General features: G+C 40.3%; 13 protein-coding genes and 1 tRNA gene. 9 read left to right on the forward strand and 5 right to left on the reverse strand.

Going from position 1 to position 17,115, the window contains the following annotated elements:
* Positions 1 to 465: 465 nt before the first annotated feature.
* The 7 genes from ACO052_RS03350 to ACO052_RS03380 all read left to right on the forward strand — a co-directional run bounded on the left by ACO052_RS03350 (position 466) and on the right by ACO052_RS03380 (position 11,561).
* Positions 466 to 8,526, forward strand: coding sequence for a DUF6443 domain-containing protein (locus ACO052_RS03350; protein ID WP_422106603.1), 8,061 nt, complete (start codon positions 466 to 468; stop codon positions 8,524 to 8,526).
* A 53-nt stretch (positions 8,527 to 8,579) separates the two neighbouring features.
* Positions 8,580 to 9,119 (forward strand): hypothetical protein, encoded by a 540-nt coding sequence (locus ACO052_RS03355; protein ID WP_422106604.1) that lies wholly within the window; start codon positions 8,580 to 8,582, stop codon positions 9,117 to 9,119.
* Between the two features lie 188 nt (positions 9,120 to 9,307).
* Positions 9,308 to 9,430 (forward strand): hypothetical protein, encoded by a 123-nt coding sequence (locus tag ACO052_RS03360; protein WP_422106605.1) that lies wholly within the window; start codon positions 9,308 to 9,310, stop codon positions 9,428 to 9,430.
* A complete protein-coding gene (locus tag ACO052_RS03365) occupies positions 9,373 to 10,320 on the forward strand; it encodes a hypothetical protein (protein ID WP_422106606.1) in 948 nt (315 codons plus the stop codon). Before ACO052_RS03360 ends, ACO052_RS03365 begins: the two co-directional genes overlap by 58 nt.
* Before the next feature lie 10 nt (positions 10,321 to 10,330).
* Positions 10,331 to 10,897: a hypothetical protein gene (locus ACO052_RS03370; RefSeq protein WP_422106607.1), complete on the forward strand. Its 567-nt coding sequence runs from the start codon at positions 10,331 to 10,333 to the stop codon at positions 10,895 to 10,897.
* A 144-nt stretch (positions 10,898 to 11,041) separates the two neighbouring features.
* The gene (locus ACO052_RS03375; RefSeq protein ID WP_422106608.1) at positions 11,042 to 11,173 is read left to right on the forward strand and encodes a hypothetical protein; all 132 of its coding nucleotides are present in this window, start codon (positions 11,042 to 11,044) and stop codon (positions 11,171 to 11,173) included.
* Entirely contained in the window at positions 11,166 to 11,561 is a 396-nt protein-coding gene (locus tag ACO052_RS03380; RefSeq protein WP_422106609.1) for a hypothetical protein, read from the forward strand. Before ACO052_RS03375 ends, ACO052_RS03380 begins: the two co-directional genes overlap by 8 nt.
* Before the next feature lie 561 nt (positions 11,562 to 12,122).
* On the opposite strand, the gene ACO052_RS03385 is transcribed toward ACO052_RS03380, so the two are convergent.
* Positions 12,123 to 12,196, reverse strand: a tRNA-Ile gene (locus tag ACO052_RS03385).
* A 75-nt stretch (positions 12,197 to 12,271) separates the two neighbouring features.
* A complete protein-coding gene (mce, locus tag ACO052_RS03390; protein WP_422106610.1) occupies positions 12,272 to 12,676 on the reverse strand; it encodes a methylmalonyl-CoA epimerase in 405 nt (134 codons plus the stop codon).
* A gap of 142 nt (positions 12,677 to 12,818) precedes the next feature.
* Here mce and rbfA point away from each other — a divergent pair, with 142 nt between their 5' ends.
* Positions 12,819 to 13,211: a 30S ribosome-binding factor RbfA gene (gene rbfA, locus ACO052_RS03395; RefSeq protein ID WP_422106611.1), complete on the forward strand. Its 393-nt coding sequence runs from the start codon at positions 12,819 to 12,821 to the stop codon at positions 13,209 to 13,211.
* Positions 13,212 to 14,414, forward strand: coding sequence for an ABC transporter permease (locus ACO052_RS03400; RefSeq protein WP_422106612.1), 1,203 nt, complete (start codon positions 13,212 to 13,214; stop codon positions 14,412 to 14,414). It begins immediately after the preceding gene.
* On the opposite strand, the gene dusB is transcribed toward ACO052_RS03400, so the two are convergent.
* From dusB to ACO052_RS03415, 3 genes are read right to left on the reverse strand one after another with little or no spacing between them, the layout of a single operon-like run.
* Positions 14,411 to 15,403, reverse strand: coding sequence for a tRNA dihydrouridine synthase DusB (gene dusB / locus ACO052_RS03405; RefSeq protein ID WP_422106613.1), 993 nt, complete (start codon positions 15,401 to 15,403; stop codon positions 14,411 to 14,413). The two genes, ACO052_RS03400 and dusB, sit on opposite strands and share 4 nt — an antisense overlap.
* Positions 15,404 to 15,424: 21 nt before the next feature.
* On the reverse strand, positions 15,425 to 15,781 hold the full coding sequence (locus tag ACO052_RS03410; RefSeq protein WP_422106614.1) for a DUF4345 domain-containing protein: 357 nt from the start codon (positions 15,779 to 15,781) through the stop codon (positions 15,425 to 15,427).
* A gap of 45 nt (positions 15,782 to 15,826) precedes the next feature.
* On the reverse strand, positions 15,827 to 17,071 hold the full coding sequence (locus ACO052_RS03415; RefSeq protein WP_422106615.1) for a M28 family peptidase: 1,245 nt from the start codon (positions 17,069 to 17,071) through the stop codon (positions 15,827 to 15,829).
* Positions 17,072 to 17,115: the final 44 nt, after the last annotated feature.

Consider the following 17,115-nt stretch of genomic DNA (forward strand, 5'->3'; position numbering starts at 1 on the left):
ATAACTAACCAGATTGAAGAAATCTTCCAAACTAATTAGTGATAGTCATTTTCAAGACCCCTTCAAAATTATTTTTTAAAAGGGTTTGGCTTTTATATTTATCCTGCATGTAAGATGACTTTTTTTAAAAGTAAACGCTAAAATATAGTGTTTCCAGAAGATTGCAGAATTTCCCATTTTTTTGGTTTTTCTAGTTTTAGCAAAACATCACCTCTGACAAATCTAGGCGAAAAGCCCTAAACACAAGAGATTGCCTTAAAAATAAGCTCCAATACGCCCTCGAATTATAATAATTTTTTTTGACATGAAACTAAGGTTTTACCTTAGAAATTCTAAGGCAAAACCTTAGTTTTTTTTCGTTTCACTAGCCTAACTTTATAGTCGTATTGATATACTTAAATCAAAGCATATCAATCGGATATTTAATTTCCTTACCCCGTATATAATAATCTAAATAAACAACAGATGAAACGAACCGTCTTTATGTTATGCCAGATAGTTTTCATGACTCTGGCTTCCATTTTGGTGGCCCAAGAACTACCAAACATTGTTCCTCCCTCACCCGAAGCCTCGTCTTTGGGCAAGTTTTCGGAAGTGCCCATTTCGCACTACACAGGTGTGCCGAATATTTCTGTGCCCATCGCCTCCTATAGTGTTGGGGGCAGAACCTTCCCAGTGGGTATCAGCTACCATTCTAGAGGTATCCAAGTGGAGGAAATCGCATCTAGGATCGGCCTGGGCTGGGCACTCAATGCCGGTGGGCAGATCACCAGACAGCAAAGGGATAAACCAGATGATTCTAATTATGGTATTTTTGGGAATGCTTTTCGTAATGGTTTTACAGACCCAACACATTTTGAAAACCCAAGTGCCTATGACCAATTGTGCACATACCTAAATGGAATTATCACACCGGAATTCGATAGACATCCCGATATCTTCAATATTCAAGCGGGTGGGTTATCTACTAAGTTCATTTTTGATTTTCTTGGGGATGATAAGCCCTTGCTTCAAAAATACGATGATATTATCGTTAATGAGGTCAGGCAAGGCGTTAACGGTAAAATAGTCGCATTCACGGTTGTGGACCAATCAGGTTATAAATATTGGTTCGGAATCTCAAAGGATGGCTTAAGAACTGCCCGTGATGAGGACCAAACACAAACCGACTACAGGTTTTTCCCCGATCAGTCCTATGAACAAAATGGCCATCAAGCCCAAATAAGTCAGGTATTTAACACATGGCACTTAATGGACATTGAAAGTCCAAACGGTGATATGGCCAGTTTCTATTATGATATGGAAGAAACATATTTGTTCAGAAGGTCCTTTGATGAATTCCGCGTCGGTCATGAAACCGATCCCATATTGCCAAGTCCTGAACTATCTTCTTACATAAACCATTCTTCCCTTGTAAGAACACATCAGTATCAACTTCGGGAAATCCGGTATAACTATAGTGGCGCGAGTTATGAAAGCATTGTTTTTGAATCCACTGATCCTAGATCGGACTTAAAGACGAATGCCTGGCCATCAAATGCCAAAGAGTTGGACGCCATTAAGACCTATAATAGAAACGGTGTTCTTATAAAGACCCATCAGCTTACCCAATCGTACATGAACAGTACGGATACGGGCAATTACCATAGTTTGTTTGTGTCATTGGATAATAGCTCATCCAAACGTTTAGTATTGGATGCCATAACGGAGATAGGACGGGATGGCAGTGCCAAACCACCCCATGCGTTTACCTATAATCCTCAGACTTTACCAAACCGTTTTTCGAATTCACAAGACCTTTGGGGCTATTACAATGGAGCTGACAATGGGCAGTACCTCTCCTTTACCGAAGGGCTGCGACAGATAGATACGATCAGGGCTCAAGCTGGGATGTTAGAAAAGATTACCTATCCCACAGGTGGGAGTACACGCTTTACCTATGAGCATAACCGAGGGATCAAGGGCAATGAATACGATGGTATATGGTTTCCAAGGGTGAATCCTATAACATATAGGAGTGAAGGTCTGTCATCCATAAGTGGCAATACCTATTATAACGGCGATGCCTATGTCAGGGAATTTGATGTCGGTGTCGTTTCCCAATTGGTAACTTTCACTACCAACCTTCCCAATAACCAGAATACCGAATGTGCAGACCCAGGGGCACCAAGTTGCGAATTTTCGATGCTATTGGAGCGCATCACCGGTGATGGCGTTGTTGCCGAAACCTTTATCCTAAATGGGGGTACCCAACAGTTTTTTCTATCACCGAGTAGATACCGTCTTACAGTGAATCCAGACGATAATAACTGGCAATTGCCACCTTATGGCCAAGGTGTCGATCCGGCGCAATACACCTTTGTGGTAAGTTTGACATGGGAAGAGCAGGTCACGGCCGAATCGGAAATATTCTATACCTCAGGCAAGCGTATCAAGATGATCGAATATCTGGACGGTGATGATACGGTCGTTTCAAAAAAAGAGTATAGTTACAGGACTGAAAACGGCAACGAATCGGGTATTGTTTTAGGGATTCCCAACTTTTTGCCAAAGCATCCAATCTTTGGACCTAATGGTGGGTTATTGCCAGGGCCTGCCTCACCAGGCGGTATATTTAAAACCTACCAGGGCAATACCACAGGATATAGCCGGGTAACCGAATATTATGGTGAGGCATCGCGCAATATTGGGAAGACGGTCTATAATTTCACGAATATTAAGGATTCTGGAGACCACCTTTCATTTCCAAGTACGCCACCAACGGACAACGAATGGTTACGGGGCATGCCCTATAAAATAGCACACTACAAAAATGACGGCAACAACGACTATAAGAAGGTCAAGGAAAATCGAAGCCAATACAGTTATGGGGGTATTATTTTTAATGAAGATATCTATGCGCAAAACCTGCTACCAGCAGATTTTATTTATACCCCACAATCCTTACGAAAAGATTGCGGGACCTATCCAGACCCGAGTCTAAATATTTATTATGAAAAGACGGATACTCATTTTAGGATACCCTTTATCCATGTATATGCCGTTGATCTTACTCCGAATATAGTCGACCCACCAACGTATCAGTATAAGATATACCATTATACGGGTGGAACGGTAGACCGATGGTTTTCCAGTGAAATACTATATGACGATAATGAAAATGAGACCTTGGTCACTGAGGCTAGAACTGGTTATAACTACAGTAACCACTACCAACCGGTAAAGGTCACCACAGTTACCAGCGATGGCCTCCCCATGATAGAGACCATGTCCTATCCGCATGACTTGGTAGGCTCGTTGCCCACACAAGCGGAAAACGATATCGCGCAAGATCTGATCGACCAAAACCGTTTCGTCCCACTGGAGACAAGAACCTATAAGGATCTGAACAACGATGGTTTGCCGGGCTTTGGCATTACGGATGAATTGCTAAGTACCACCAAGACCCAATACGATTGGTTTAATACCGGCACTATTTTAGAACCCAAGACCGTTTTGACGAGTAAAGCCAATGATCCTTTAGAAGCCCGAATCCATTTTGAGTTGTACAACAGTACGGGTGATATTTTGCAAGTCTCAAAGACTGATGGTGTAAGTATCGTCTATATCTGGGGCTATGATCAGACCCTGCCCGTGGCCAAGATAGAAAACGCCACCTATACAGCCATTACGGCCTTGTCTTCATTTAGTGGTGGTATCCTATTACCTGGAGCGTTGAGCCCAGCTCAAGAAGCGGAACTAAGAGGCTTACCAAACGCCATAGTGACCACTTACACCTATGAAGAAGGGGTCGGGCTAAAGACGGCTACCGATGCCAGGGGCCATGATATCACCTATAATTATGACACCTTTAACCGTCTTGTCAATATTGTTGATGAGGATGGTTATCTGGTCAGCGAAAACGAGTACAATTATAAGCTTAGTTCTGGCACACAAAACTATATAAAGAACACGACCTATTTGGTGGAGACCACCGATGGCATCAATCATGCTATTACGGGTAATCCTCTCACCGATGATGACAAGGTGGAGAATATAACTTATTTTGACGGTCTGGCTAGAGGTTTACAAAACATCATCAAACAGGCCGGTGGACAGAAGCAGGATATCGTCACCTCCATGGGCTATGACGAGTATGGACGTCAGTTAAGGGAATATCTGCCCTATTCAAGAACAATCAGTTCATTGGACTTTGACATAAACCTGTTGCCCGATGCCAATGGTAATATTTCTGCTTTGAATGCACAATATATGGCCAAATATGCCGATGACCTTACGGGAACGGTGAATCCTTACAGCGAAAAGGTACAGGAGGCCTCGCCATTGGGCAGGGTGCTAGAACAGGCTGCTCCAGGGAGCGACTGGGCCGTGGGCAACGGGCATACCATTATGTTCGAGTACCTCACCAACACATACGATCCTAACAACCCAGCAAATCCCAATAACGACAATGTTATCCATTTTGATGTACAGCACCCGACCGAAAGCAATGTTTTGAACACCGAAAAGACTACACTAGTTTATGTGGAGCATTATCCGGCCAATGAGTTGTATAAGACGGTGACCAAAGACGAAAACTGGACTTCGGGCAGAGACCATACCGCAGAGGAGTTTACCAACAAGCAGGGCCAAGTGGTGCTGAAGCGTGCGTTCAATAACAACCAAGCGCACGACACTTACTATGTCTATGACGATTTTGGCAACCTTACCTATGTGTTGCCACCCGAGGCCTCGGACGATATTCTTATGCAAGATGTCGCTGGTCGCGTGGCCTCGCTGACGAATTATTCATGGGTAGACCTAGCGAACGTGGACAGTGAATTTGCCGAGGAGTATAGTCGTAGGTTGCAGGACTACGAGAACGCCGATATCCTCAATGCCGATATCGAGAACGCCTATGGCGGACAGGGCGGCTTTACGGTTACCACCCTAGAGGGCAGCGAAGAGGTCACCCTGAGCATCAATTTCTCGGCCACGGATGCGCTGGAACTTAAAAGCGGTGAGCTGGTCTCTCTAGATGCCTATGGTAACCATAGCGATACCGAACTTGGCCGCATTACGGGACCGGGCTATAGATATACCTTCTATATCACCAAGAACGCCATATACATCAGCGGTAGCGGCAGGCTTAATGGCATCAACGAGGTCTTTAATAGCAATACCACCTTAGCCTATGAGTACAGCTATCTATGGCCCAATTTTGTGGATATCAACAGGGATTTCGCGGTAGCACACGAAAGCGAGGTATTGGCCCACGCCAAGGATACCGAACAGGATCCATTGAACGTCTATCTAGAGAACTCTTATGGAGGCCGTGGCGGTCTCAACCTTACCGTAGATGAAAACGACAATATGGTACTGAGCTTTAACATCAGCAGTACTACAGGCCTGAGTCTTAGGGAGGGCGTCGCCGTCAGCTTGGATGCCAAGCGCCGTTTTACCGACAGGTATCTGGGAAGACTTAGTGCGCCGGGTTATAGTTACGATCTGGAACTGAAGGACAATAGCATCGTGGTCACCGGTACGGGTAGCGGGGTCTCCTATGGGGGAACACTGTTTCCCAACCCACCCGATCAGGATGATCCCATCATAAGAACGGAGGTCATCGAGGGGCTCTGCTATATCTACCATTACGATTACCGAAACCGTCTTATCGAAAAGAAGATTCCGGGCAAGGGTTGGGAATATATCGTTTACGACAAATTGGATCGGCCATTGTTGACCCAAGATGCGAGGCAACGCTTGAACAACGAATGGTTGTTTACGAAATACGATGTGCTAGGGCGCGCTACCTATACCGGACAGTATGGCTATGCCCCACTGGGCAGCGAGGACAATTCTGGGCGCTTAGAACTACAGACCACGGCAAATAGCCAAACACTACTCTACGAGACCAAGACCGTGTCGGCGCAGACCATTAACGGCAGTACGGTACACTATACCAATGACAGTTTCCCCGATGCAACTGATCTGGACTTGTTGACCATTACCTATTATGATGATTACAGCAATACACATCTGGATACGACAGAGCTGATCAAGCAATCTGGGGATATGGTCTATGACGAGGCCATAGATACCAACGCCAAGCTATTGACCACGGCCTCCAATATCCGTGTGTTGGGTACGGATGATTGGATTACCTCAGTCAGCTATTACGATGCCGACGATATGCCCATCTATATAGCCAGCAAGAACGCCTATTTGAATACCTCGGACGTAGTGATCACCGATTATGATTTTGTGGGTAAGGTCATTACCACCGAGAGTACGCATACCAAGGACAGTAATACACCTATAGTGATCGAGGACAGTTATAGTTACGACCATGCCCAGCGCCTGCGTACCCAAACCCAGACCATTAATGGTAGTGAGGCAGAGCAGATCGTTAAGAATAACTACGATGAATATGGGCAATTGGCAAATAAGGATGTTGGTGGCGCTATGGGAGGTAACGGTTTACAGACCGTAGACTATAACTATAACATTAGGGGATGGCTAAAAAGTGTTAACGATGGGCTCACCAACGGTACGGACCTGTTTGGTTACAGACTTAATTATAACATTACAGAACAGGTTGGGGCTACCGCGCTTTTTAACGGTAACATTGCCGAGATGTATTGGACCAACAAGGTGGTGGATGGCAGTACACAATCTCAGGCTTATGATTATAAGTATGACGCCCTTAACCGATTGACTGCGGCGAATTACCATTTGCTCAATAGCGGTGCTACCAACGACTATAGCTTAAATAATGTGGCCTATGATAAAAACGGCAACATTACTGTACTAAAGCGAACAGGATTGGTTGAGGCTGTGGACGGTACGGTGTATTTCGATATCATCGATGATCTCAGCTATACCTATGACACCTATAGCAATACCTTGTTGATGGTACACGACAATGCTGTGGACAAGGGCTTTAAGGACGATAATGACCCCAACAATACCGAGGATTATTTATATGACATTAATGGGTCGCTAAAGAAAGATGGCAACAAGAGCATCTTGGATATTACCTATAACCATTTGAATCTGCCCATGGTAGTTACTATAGATAATGGAACGGCCAATGGTACCATTAGCTATACCTATGATGCTATGGGTATAAAACTGTCCAAACGCATCGTAGAATACCCCACGGCAACCACCAGGACCACCAAAACCACAGATTACGTCGGCGCTTATATCTATGAAAAAACGGGCGGCTATTCGTTTGATGGTCAGTTTTGGCAGGGTGCTGAAGTAGACCGTGGTATAAGGCTTATAACTACGCTTGAAGGTTATATGCAACCGGATCATACGGGCAACGGTTTTGATTATGTTTATAACCTAACGGACCATTTGGGCAATATTCGTGTCACCTATCTCGATAAAAACCAAAATAATGCCAATGCGGTAGACTTGGAGATCGTAGAATTAAACTCCTATTATCCTTATGGGATGGCCATGGAATACGAAAATAATGTTGTATCTTCCTACACGAATAGTATGGCAAGAAAATTTAAATATAATGGTATTGAACATGAAGAATCCTTGGGACTCGATCTTTATGAAATGGACGTTCGCCATTATGATGCTGCCATTGCACGATGGACAGGCATTGACCCTGTGACGCACCACTCTATGAGTACCTATTTGGCCTTTGACGGCAATCCTATATATTGGGCAGACCCCTCAGGTGCAGATAGCGAAAGTGATTGGGAATCTACAGTTGCGGCATGGAATGCTGAATACGAGGCTTGGGAAAATGGGGCTAGCCTAAGAGACGTTTGGGGAAGTGGTAATATCTCATCCAGGAATAGTTCTTCTAATAGCAAAGTATCAGATAATGGTTCTACATGGAAAGCGACAGCAAATGATGATGGTTCTGTATCTTATTTGGCTCAAGAGGGAGCTACTGTGCAATCATTCGTCGATCAATATGGGGTAACTTACAAGCAAGCTAAGGAATTGTTGAACGGTAATGAGCACAATATTCAGGCTGGTGTTACCAGTGTTTCTGGTCAAGATGTTTATGATATGAATCCGTATGATTTAGATGAGAAAAGTGAAGTCCTAAAATTGCAGAATTCTAGAAATAAGCAAGCTAACCTAGACCAAATTGCTTTTGCATTTCGCTATGATGTTTCGCCTGAACATAAGTTTATAATCACAGACTATTTTAGTATTGCTAAAAATGCACCATCTAGTGCAACAATAGAAGTTAGTGGTACTTTAAATATTAATGGTTCATCCATAAAGGTATGGGGTGAGTTTAGAATAATTTCAGAACGAAATGCTTCATTCTTCGGATGTAAAACAGGTGGGTGTTATTCTGTGCCCTATGCTTATGCGACTAGAGGTAATACTCTAGTAAATACAGGGGATAGAGGAAATCAATATGCTTCTTATCGGATTACTTCTTATCTTTATTTTGATGGAAAACGAGGAAATACTAAAGGTTACAAAGAAAATTGGTACCATGCATTAGTTACCAATAGAAAAGATGGAGAAACTCTGGCGAATTACTTGGAAAGAAAATAATAAATAAACAGAACATGATAAACAGAATTTTGAAATATAATAAACAGAACATAATGTCGAGATTCTTTATTCTTTATTCTTTGCTATTGACTTCTTGCTATAGTAACAGAAATTTAGAAACTGAAGTATACAATTGTCTCGATTCAAAAATCAATGAAAGATCTGTAGGTAAATCTAAAGAATTTTTTAACTATTTGAAAGAATTACAACAGGCCTTCATAGATAATAATTATCTTCAAGATTTAACCAAAGATAGTTATTTAAGTTTCTTAAAAAAATTGTATAATAATGAAACTCTAGCAGGTGAAGCCTTCAAGAATATTGATGGTCAGGTTTCTGCTGATTTTAGATTTAATTTAGGCACAATGTTTGTTTATTATAAAAACTGCCACCGAGGTTTAGAGATAACAAATGCTCAAACAATAGCAAAATTAAATTCTAAGTTAGAGATTTATGATGATTTAGAATCAAAAGGTTTCGATGATTACAAATCATTTGAACGGTTAATAGATAATACTGATTTTCGGAGCGAAAAAGATAAACAAATGCTATTATCTTTGATTTATATCTCAGTTTATACGAAATCAAGGTAAGTGATAGCTGGGAATTTAATTCTTGCAATAATTAGAGTTAAACCACTAAACCACAGACAAAATCTGTGGTTTTTGATTTTTTACTAATTACCTTTTTAGATATTGAGATTATTGAGTTAAACCACTATTATCCCTATGGGATAACCTAGGAATACGAAAATAATGTCGTATCTTCCTACACGAATAGTATGGCAAGAAAATTTAAGTATAACGGTATTGAACATGAAGAATCCTTGGGATGGATCTTTATGGAATGGACGTCCGCCATTATGACGCTGCCATTGCGCGATGGACAGGCATTGACCCTGTGACTCACCACTCTATGAGCACCTATTTGGCTTTTGATGGTAACCCTGTGTATTGGGCAGACCCTTCAGGTGCAGACAGTGAAAATGATTGGGAGTCTACGGTTGCCGCATGGAATGCAGAATATGAGGCTTGGGAAAATGGAGCTAGCCTTAGAGACGTTTGGGGAAGTGGTAATATCTCATCCAGGAATAGTTCTTCTAATAACAAAGCATCAAGTAAGAACTCTACGTGGAAGCCAGTGGTAAATGATGACGGTACTGTATCATACATTGCAGGAGCTTCTAGCAGTGCTGAGACTTTAGCGTTTCAATATGGATTAAGCCAAGAAGATGCCGAAGCTATTACTGGAACAACTGGAAGTACTGAGATTATAGAAGGTACAGTTATCTCAGGAGAAACGGTAAGTGAAGTTACTGGCAATGAGGTATTGAAATTGTATGATTGGTCCAATACTCAAAAGAATTTGGATCAAACCATGTTTGCCGCTCATCACGCAAGATCTAAAGGTGAGAATGTTTTTATCATGATGAGGTATTTTGATATATCAGATAAACCTTTACTTCCTGTAAGGCTAGACGGTTATATAAATGTAGATGGAAGTGATGTAAGAGTAGTATCAGAATTATTCGTACATAGTCTCCAAGGATCATCAGTCATGGGGATTGAACGCAAAAATAAACGTTATATTTCTTATGCTTATGATGTTAAAACAACTTTGAATGTTAAATACGTCAAAGGAACAGCAATGGGTTCGTATGGTAACCAAGCAAATTATAAGGTTAATTCTTATTTGAATTTAGAGGCTGGTCTTAAACGATTGTCTTACTCTATTTTTACTACACGTTCTGAGGACTTGAAGAAATTTGTAAAGTATTTTGAAAGAAAATTTTAACTATAAAATTATGAGAACATTATTTGTATATTTTTTAATAACTCTTTTATTTTCATGTAAATCAAATCAAAGTCAAGATGAAGATGCAAACCAAGGTCTAAAAGATGATTTTTTTGATTGCTTAATTTCTAAATTAGATGAAATGCCAAGTGGCGATTCTACAGAATTTTTCAAATATCTTAAGCAAATGGAAAACTTGGCTCTTAGTGAAAATTACCTAATTGAGCCTACAAAAATAGGATATATTAATTTTTTTAAAGAGCTGTATTCTGACAATATTAAGGCAGAAACATTATTAAAAAAATTAGACAAACAAATTCCTAATTTTTCTAATTATGGTTTAACAGGTGTTCTTTTTCGGAATAAAAAATGTCTATTAGATTTAATACAATCTAATCCTGACTCTAAATTTTTAGTAGATAGAATCAATTATTTTGAAAAATTGGAGCATAGTAGCTTTAAAGATTATGATTCATTTATGAGCTATATAAAATTGATTGACTTTAAAAATGAAAAAGATAGGTTGTTACTTTTTTGTTTACTGTATAATTTTATGTATTTAAGTACTACTGGGTAGTGTCACAAATAGGTGCTTATCATATATACCAGAGGTATAAAGCAAGAACGGGCCTTGACGCTGAATCTTTATGAAATGGATGTCCGCCATTATGACGCTGCCATTGCCTGATGGACCGGTATAGACCCGGTAACGCACCACTCTATGAGTACCTATTTTGCTTTTGATGGTAACCCTGTGTATTGGGCAGACCCTTCAGGTGCAGACAGTGAAAATGATTGGGAGTCTACGGTTGCCGCATGGAATACCGAATACGAGGCCCTGGGAAATGGTTAACCTAAGAGATGTTTGGGGAAGTGGTAATATCTCATTCAGGAATAGTTCTTCTAATAACAAAGGAAAAGAACTAAACTACAATCCTAATTTTAGGCTGTTGGATGTTAATTTAGAAATTTCTGATGAAATTATACGAGCGAGTTTATATGTGGACTTTAGTGAAGATTGGATGTCAACAAAGTTAATTCTACTCAAAGATAGCAATACTTTATTCGAAATAGATGTTGACAGATCAATGACTGGTAACGAATTCTTTATGGATAATTACAAAGATATTTGTGTTAAAGATAATTTTATAGTTATCAAAACGCAGGAACAGTCAGATAGTCACAATAATGTACTCAATATAGATAAATCAACTGCGAATTTGTATAATAGTTCGGATTAGATACCAACATCCTAGTTCCTTAAATTGTCAAAAGGATAAAAAACCTGTCTCCTGAAAACCCAAGCTATAGACATGATTGTTTTATGAGAGTTGAACTGGGCTTTAATAACCGATGGCAGGTCAAAAAAAGCACGCTAGTTAAAATAAAAATGCCTTTCAATCTCTTGAAAGACTTTTCCACTACGTGGTCTCACCTGGGCTCATCTCAACTATGCTCGATACAGGCTTCTCATCCTAGATTTGCCTCGCTATGCTCAACAAAAAAACCTTTGCTATCGCAAAGACTTTTCCACTGCCTGGTCTCACCAGGGCTTACTTCGACGGTGCTCAGCATAAACATTTCGATCCCGATAGCTATCGGGACTCAATGCAACGCTTCTCACCCTGGATTTGCCTAGCTATGCTCAACAAAAAAAGCCTTTGCTATCGCAAAGACTTTTCCACTACGTGGTCTCACCAGGGCTCATCTCGACTCCGCTCGATACAGGCTTCTCTCCCTGAATTTGCCGCGCTCCGCGCAACAAAAAAAGCCTTTGCTATCGCAAAGACTTTTCCACTACGTGGTCTCACCAGGGCTCGAACCTGGGACCCTCTGATTATGAGTCAGATGCTCTAACCAACTGAGCTATGAGACCTATTGGACGATACCAATCACTTTATTTCTAAAGAGTCTGCAATATTACTATATATTTTAAAACCCTACAAGAATTTTAATCCCTAATGTCTTGGCAAAGCTCCACCAGAACACCATTTGAAGACTTTGGGTGTAAAAATGCGATCAACTTATTATCCGCACCCGTTTTTGGCACTTTATGAATCATTTGAAATCCACTATCTGTTAAGCGCTTAATCTCTTCTTCAATGTCATCGACTGCAAAAGCGATATGGTGAATCCCCTCACCCTTTTTTTCTATAAACTTGGCAATTGGGCTATCGGCATTAGTGGCTTGAAGCAATTCGATTTTGTTAGGTCCACACATAAAAAAGGAGGTTTTTACACCTTCACTTTCAACAGCTTCGATTTTGTAATGCGCCTCTCCAAACAAAGCCTTAAATACATCGTTAGACCTTTCTATATCTTTTACCGCTATCCCTATATGTTCTATTTTTTTCATCTTTAGTGCTCCGCAAAAACGGAATATCTTTTTAGTTAATACTCAATTTCGTTGACCAAATAACGTAAATCTTAAGTTCTAAAACTATGATTTTTGTTATCTAAAAATACCATAATCCTTAAATATCAGCTACTTTTGCAAAATGGAAAGCAACAGACAAAAAAAAATAGCGGGACTATTACAACAAGATTTAGCCGAAGTACTGCAACATGCGGCATCTTCAGGCGGGCTCAAAGGTGTCATTATTTCTGTATCTAAGGTGAATGTTACTGTAGACCTGTCCATTGCTAAGGTGTATTTGAGCATTTTTCCTAACAAAGAGGCCCAAGGTCTACTAGAAGGCATAAGATCTAATACACCATTAATTAGGCACGAGCTGTCGCAACGTACACGCCATCAACTCCGACGTATGCCACAATTAGAATTCTTTATTGACGACTCCCTAGAATATATAGATGGTATAGAGCGTTCTCTTAAAGGTGGAGATAATCCTCTCGACAACACCGATCTTTTGGATAAGCGCAAAAAATCTTAAGTGAACTTTCCTCTATATATAGCTAAACGTTATCTGTTTTCTAAAAGCAGTAGCAACGCTATAAATATTATGACCTTAATCGCTTCTGTAGGCGTGATTATTGCTTCAGCGGCTTTATATATTGTACTTTCCGTTTTTGCTGGTCTTAAAGATTACAGTCTTCAATTCTCGTCTTTTGTAGATCCCGATTTAAAACTATTGCCATCCCAAGGCAAGTCGTTTATGTTTACTGAAGACGATCAAACCAAGCTAAACGCCATCGATGGTATTGTCTTCTATTCTGAAATTATTGAAGAACGCATCATCATAAAATCCGAAAACAAGAACCTTCTGGCCACCTTAAAAGGCGTAGATTCCGACTTCTTGAACGTCACCAATATGGATTCTATGATCACTAAGGGGAATTGGATTTCACCAGAAAGCAACGATGTGGTCTCAGGTTGGGGAATTTCGAATAATCTGTCCTTCGGCATTCTGGATTTTAGAAAAGCCCTATCACTCTATGTCCCTAAACCTGGTAAGGGACAATTGAGTTCCATAAAGGGAGCCTATAATGCCGTCTACGTCAATAATGTGGGGTTGTTTGACATTAATGAAGAACTCAATGCCGAATATGTGTTTTCGGATATTGCTCTGGCCAAACAATTACTCAATTATAAAGAGCATCAAATTAGCGCCTTAGAATTAAAACTGGATCCCGATGTACATGAGAATCAGGTGAGAGAGGCTATTAATGCTTCGTTTAACCATCAGTTTATTATCAAAAATAGAGAGCAACTCAACGATGCCTTATTCAAAATGTTGAATACTGAAAATCTGGCCATTTATCTCATCTTTACCTTGGTAATTATTATTGCGCTGTTTAATGTCATCGGTGCCATCATTATGATGATTTTAGATAAAAAGAAATCCCTAAATACCTTGTTTAACTTAGGGACAGAACCAAAAACCATTAAATCTATTTTCTTTTGGCAAGGTAGTTTAATGACTATGGTTAGTGGTTTAATGGGTGTGACTATTGGGCTTCTGATTGTTTTTCTGCAGCAGTCTTTTGATTTAGTCATGCTCACTCCAGAACTGGCTTATCCTGTGCGCTTAAATGTGTTTAATATCATTCTAGTTTTGGCAACCATTTTTGCTCTGGGAATCATCGCCTCGCGTATAGCCTCACAGCGTATCACAAAAAAATTAATCCGTTCCTAAGCAAATTGGTAATCGGCAAATTTTTCTAGAACCTCATCAAAAGTATCAAAGACGTCTCTTGAATCATCACTAGTCACCATCTTCATTCTGTACTCCTTAAAATTAGGAATCCCCTTAAAATAGTTTGTGTAATGTCTTCTGGTTTCAAAAACGCCCAGTTTTTCACCTTTCCAATCGATAGACATTTGTAAATGGCGCCTTGCGGCTTCCACACGTTCTGGCATGGCGATAGGTGGCAGGTGTTCTCCAGTTTCAAAATAGTGTTTTACTTGCTTAAAAAACCATGGGTTACCAATGGAAGCTCTTCCAATCATAGCCCCATCCAATCCATAGCGATCCCGCATTTCCACAGCACGTTCGGGTGTATTAACATCACCATTTCCAAATACTGGTATATGCATTCTAGGATTATTTTTTACCGCTGCAATGGGTTTCCAATCGGCATTACCTTTATACATCTGGGCTCTGGTTCTACCGTGAATGGCTATTGATTTGATGCCTACGTCCTGCAAACGTTCTGCCACTTCAACAATTTTTATAGAGTCGTGATCCCACCCTAGGCGCGTCTTCACCGTTACGGGCAAATTGGTGCGCTTTACCATTTCGGCAGTCAGCTTTTCCATGAGACAGATGTCTTTTAAAATCCCTGCACCTGCACCTTTAGATACCACTTTTTTTACCGGACAACCAAAATTGATGTCTATGATGTCTGGATTGGACCTTTCAACAATATCAATAGTTTGAAGCATACTGTCCATATTAGCTCCAAAAATCTGAATGCCAACAGGTCGCTCTTTCTCATAGATATCGAGCTTCATAACGCTCTTAGCCGCATTGCGAATGAGGCCCTCGCTAGACACAAACTCCGTATAAACGACATCGGCTCCCTGCTCCTTGCACAAAGCACGGAACGGAGGATCACTCACATCTTCCATCGGTGCTAAGAGTAAAGGAAACTCACCTAATTCTATGTTGTCTATTTTTACCAAGCTGAAAAATTTGATGCAAAGCTAAGACTTTTTAAGGTATTTACTGTTTAAAACCCATAAACCATAACACCCAAGAACCAACTCTCCAAAGGTTCCAAAGAGATAAGCCTCAGAAGGTAAGCCATCCATAATGGTGCTTAATAGTCTCCCAACAGCTAAAGCCAACATAAAAACAGTATTAGAAATCAATGCTGGTTTGAGGTATGTTGACCTTAAAATTCCTAAAATCCATAGTATTGAAAACCCAAAATATAGGCCCATAATAGCTTTAGAAAAGTTTTGCTCGTCAATAGTATTAAGATCGATATCTAAAAACGCTCCTATATCAAATCCATAAACTATGGCAGCAGGTATGACTACGATTACCGAAATAATCAAATGGATTTTGGTAATAATAGCTTTTTTACTGATTGGAATCTGAGTTTAGAATTTTACGGTTGTGTCTATTGTTTCTTCTCCCCGTTTCACTGTAATCGGAGCCTCGTCACCTTTATCAAAAACGGATAATGCTCTCATATAGCTCATCATATCCGTAACTGTACTATCTCCTAATTTAATGACGATATCTCCTTTTTGCAAGCCAGCGTTAAATGCCGGCGTCTCTTCCCTAGTACCGTCAATACGCATGCCTTTGCCATCAAATAAATAATCGGGAACAACACCTAAACCCACTTTGAACCTTGGAGTTTCTTCGCTTTCATTTTTTGTTTTTCTAAACGCTAATTCACCATTATCATCTAAATCGGAAATAATCGTATAGATATAATCCGAAATAAGATCCATCCCTTCATAATTTAACTTATCTGCATCGTCATCGGGTTTGTGATAATCTTCGTGTTGCCCTGTGAAAAATTGTAGCACAGGCACATCGATTAAATAGAATGACGTATGATCACTTGGGCCTACGCCACTTTCGTGCTCAACCAATTTGAATGCGTCGTTATTTGATTTTATGGTTTGCTTAAAAATCGGTGAAGTTCCCGTACCATAAACGGCCAAAGTACTATCTGCCTTTAGGCGACCTACCATATCCATATTAATCATATAGTTTATGGATTCTGCACTGATTGTCGGGTTTTTAGAAAAGAAATTAGAGCCTAATAAGCCCATTTCTTCCCCAGAAAACGCCAAAAACATATAGTTGTTATTGTCCTTAATTTTTGCGGTATCATTTTTAACTTTTAATCGGCTTGCCAAATTGAGCATCACCGCTACGCCGCTGGCGTTATCATCGGCCCCGTTGTGGACGGCTTTTTCTTTTCCTCTATATAGTGAACCTTCACCCCCATAACCCAAATGATCATAATGTGCCCCGATAACAACCGTAGTTTTAGCACTATTATCTATGTACCCAATAACATTACGGCCTGTAATTGTACTATCTGAATTCTTAGTAAACTCGACCTCCTTGTGCGGGTCTGTTTTTGGCTTAAATGAAAATGGTTGCAGAAAATCCTCAGTGCCTTTTGGTTGCAATCCTATTTCTTTAAAACGTTTAACAATATATTTGGAAGCTTTAACCTCGCCTTCTGTCCCTGTCTGGCGACCTTCTAATTTATCATCAGCCAAAAAAACTACATCTTCTTTAATTTTGTTCTCTATTACTTCCGCTTCTTTTTTACAGGAAAAGAGACCCGTCAAAAGAAACAAAAACACTATTTTTTTCATCGGTATATCTTATTTTTGCGCAAAATTAGGCATTAAAAGCCACT

The sequence above is a fragment of the Winogradskyella sp. genome, assembly GCF_965228925.1.
Taxonomy (GTDB): Bacteria; Bacteroidota; Bacteroidia; order Flavobacteriales; family Flavobacteriaceae; genus Winogradskyella.

Bases quoted from the DNA above. Each gene is read 5' to 3' on its own strand.
- ACO052_RS03350 (WP_422106603.1), top strand. From the start codon at position 466: ATGAAACGAACCGTCTTTATGTTATGCCAGATAGTTTTCATGACTCTG.
- ACO052_RS03355 (WP_422106604.1), top strand. From the start codon at position 8,580: ATGTCGAGATTCTTTATTCTTTATTCTTTGCTATTGACTTCTTGCTAT.
- ACO052_RS03360 (WP_422106605.1), top strand. From the start codon at position 9,308: ATGGCAAGAAAATTTAAGTATAACGGTATTGAACATGAAGAATCCTTG.
- ACO052_RS03365 (WP_422106606.1), top strand. From the start codon at position 9,373: ATGGACGTCCGCCATTATGACGCTGCCATTGCGCGATGGACAGGCATT.
- ACO052_RS03370 (WP_422106607.1), top strand. From the start codon at position 10,331: ATGAGAACATTATTTGTATATTTTTTAATAACTCTTTTATTTTCATGT.
- ACO052_RS03375 (WP_422106608.1), top strand. From the start codon at position 11,042: ATGAGTACCTATTTTGCTTTTGATGGTAACCCTGTGTATTGGGCAGAC.
- ACO052_RS03380 (WP_422106609.1), top strand. From the start codon at position 11,166: ATGGTTAACCTAAGAGATGTTTGGGGAAGTGGTAATATCTCATTCAGG.
- mce (WP_422106610.1), bottom strand. From the start codon at position 12,676: ATGAAAAAAATAGAACATATAGGGATAGCGGTAAAAGATATAGAAAGG.
- rbfA (WP_422106611.1), top strand. From the start codon at position 12,819: ATGGAAAGCAACAGACAAAAAAAAATAGCGGGACTATTACAACAAGAT.
- ACO052_RS03415 (WP_422106615.1), bottom strand. From the start codon at position 17,071: ATGAAAAAAATAGTGTTTTTGTTTCTTTTGACGGGTCTCTTTTCCTGT.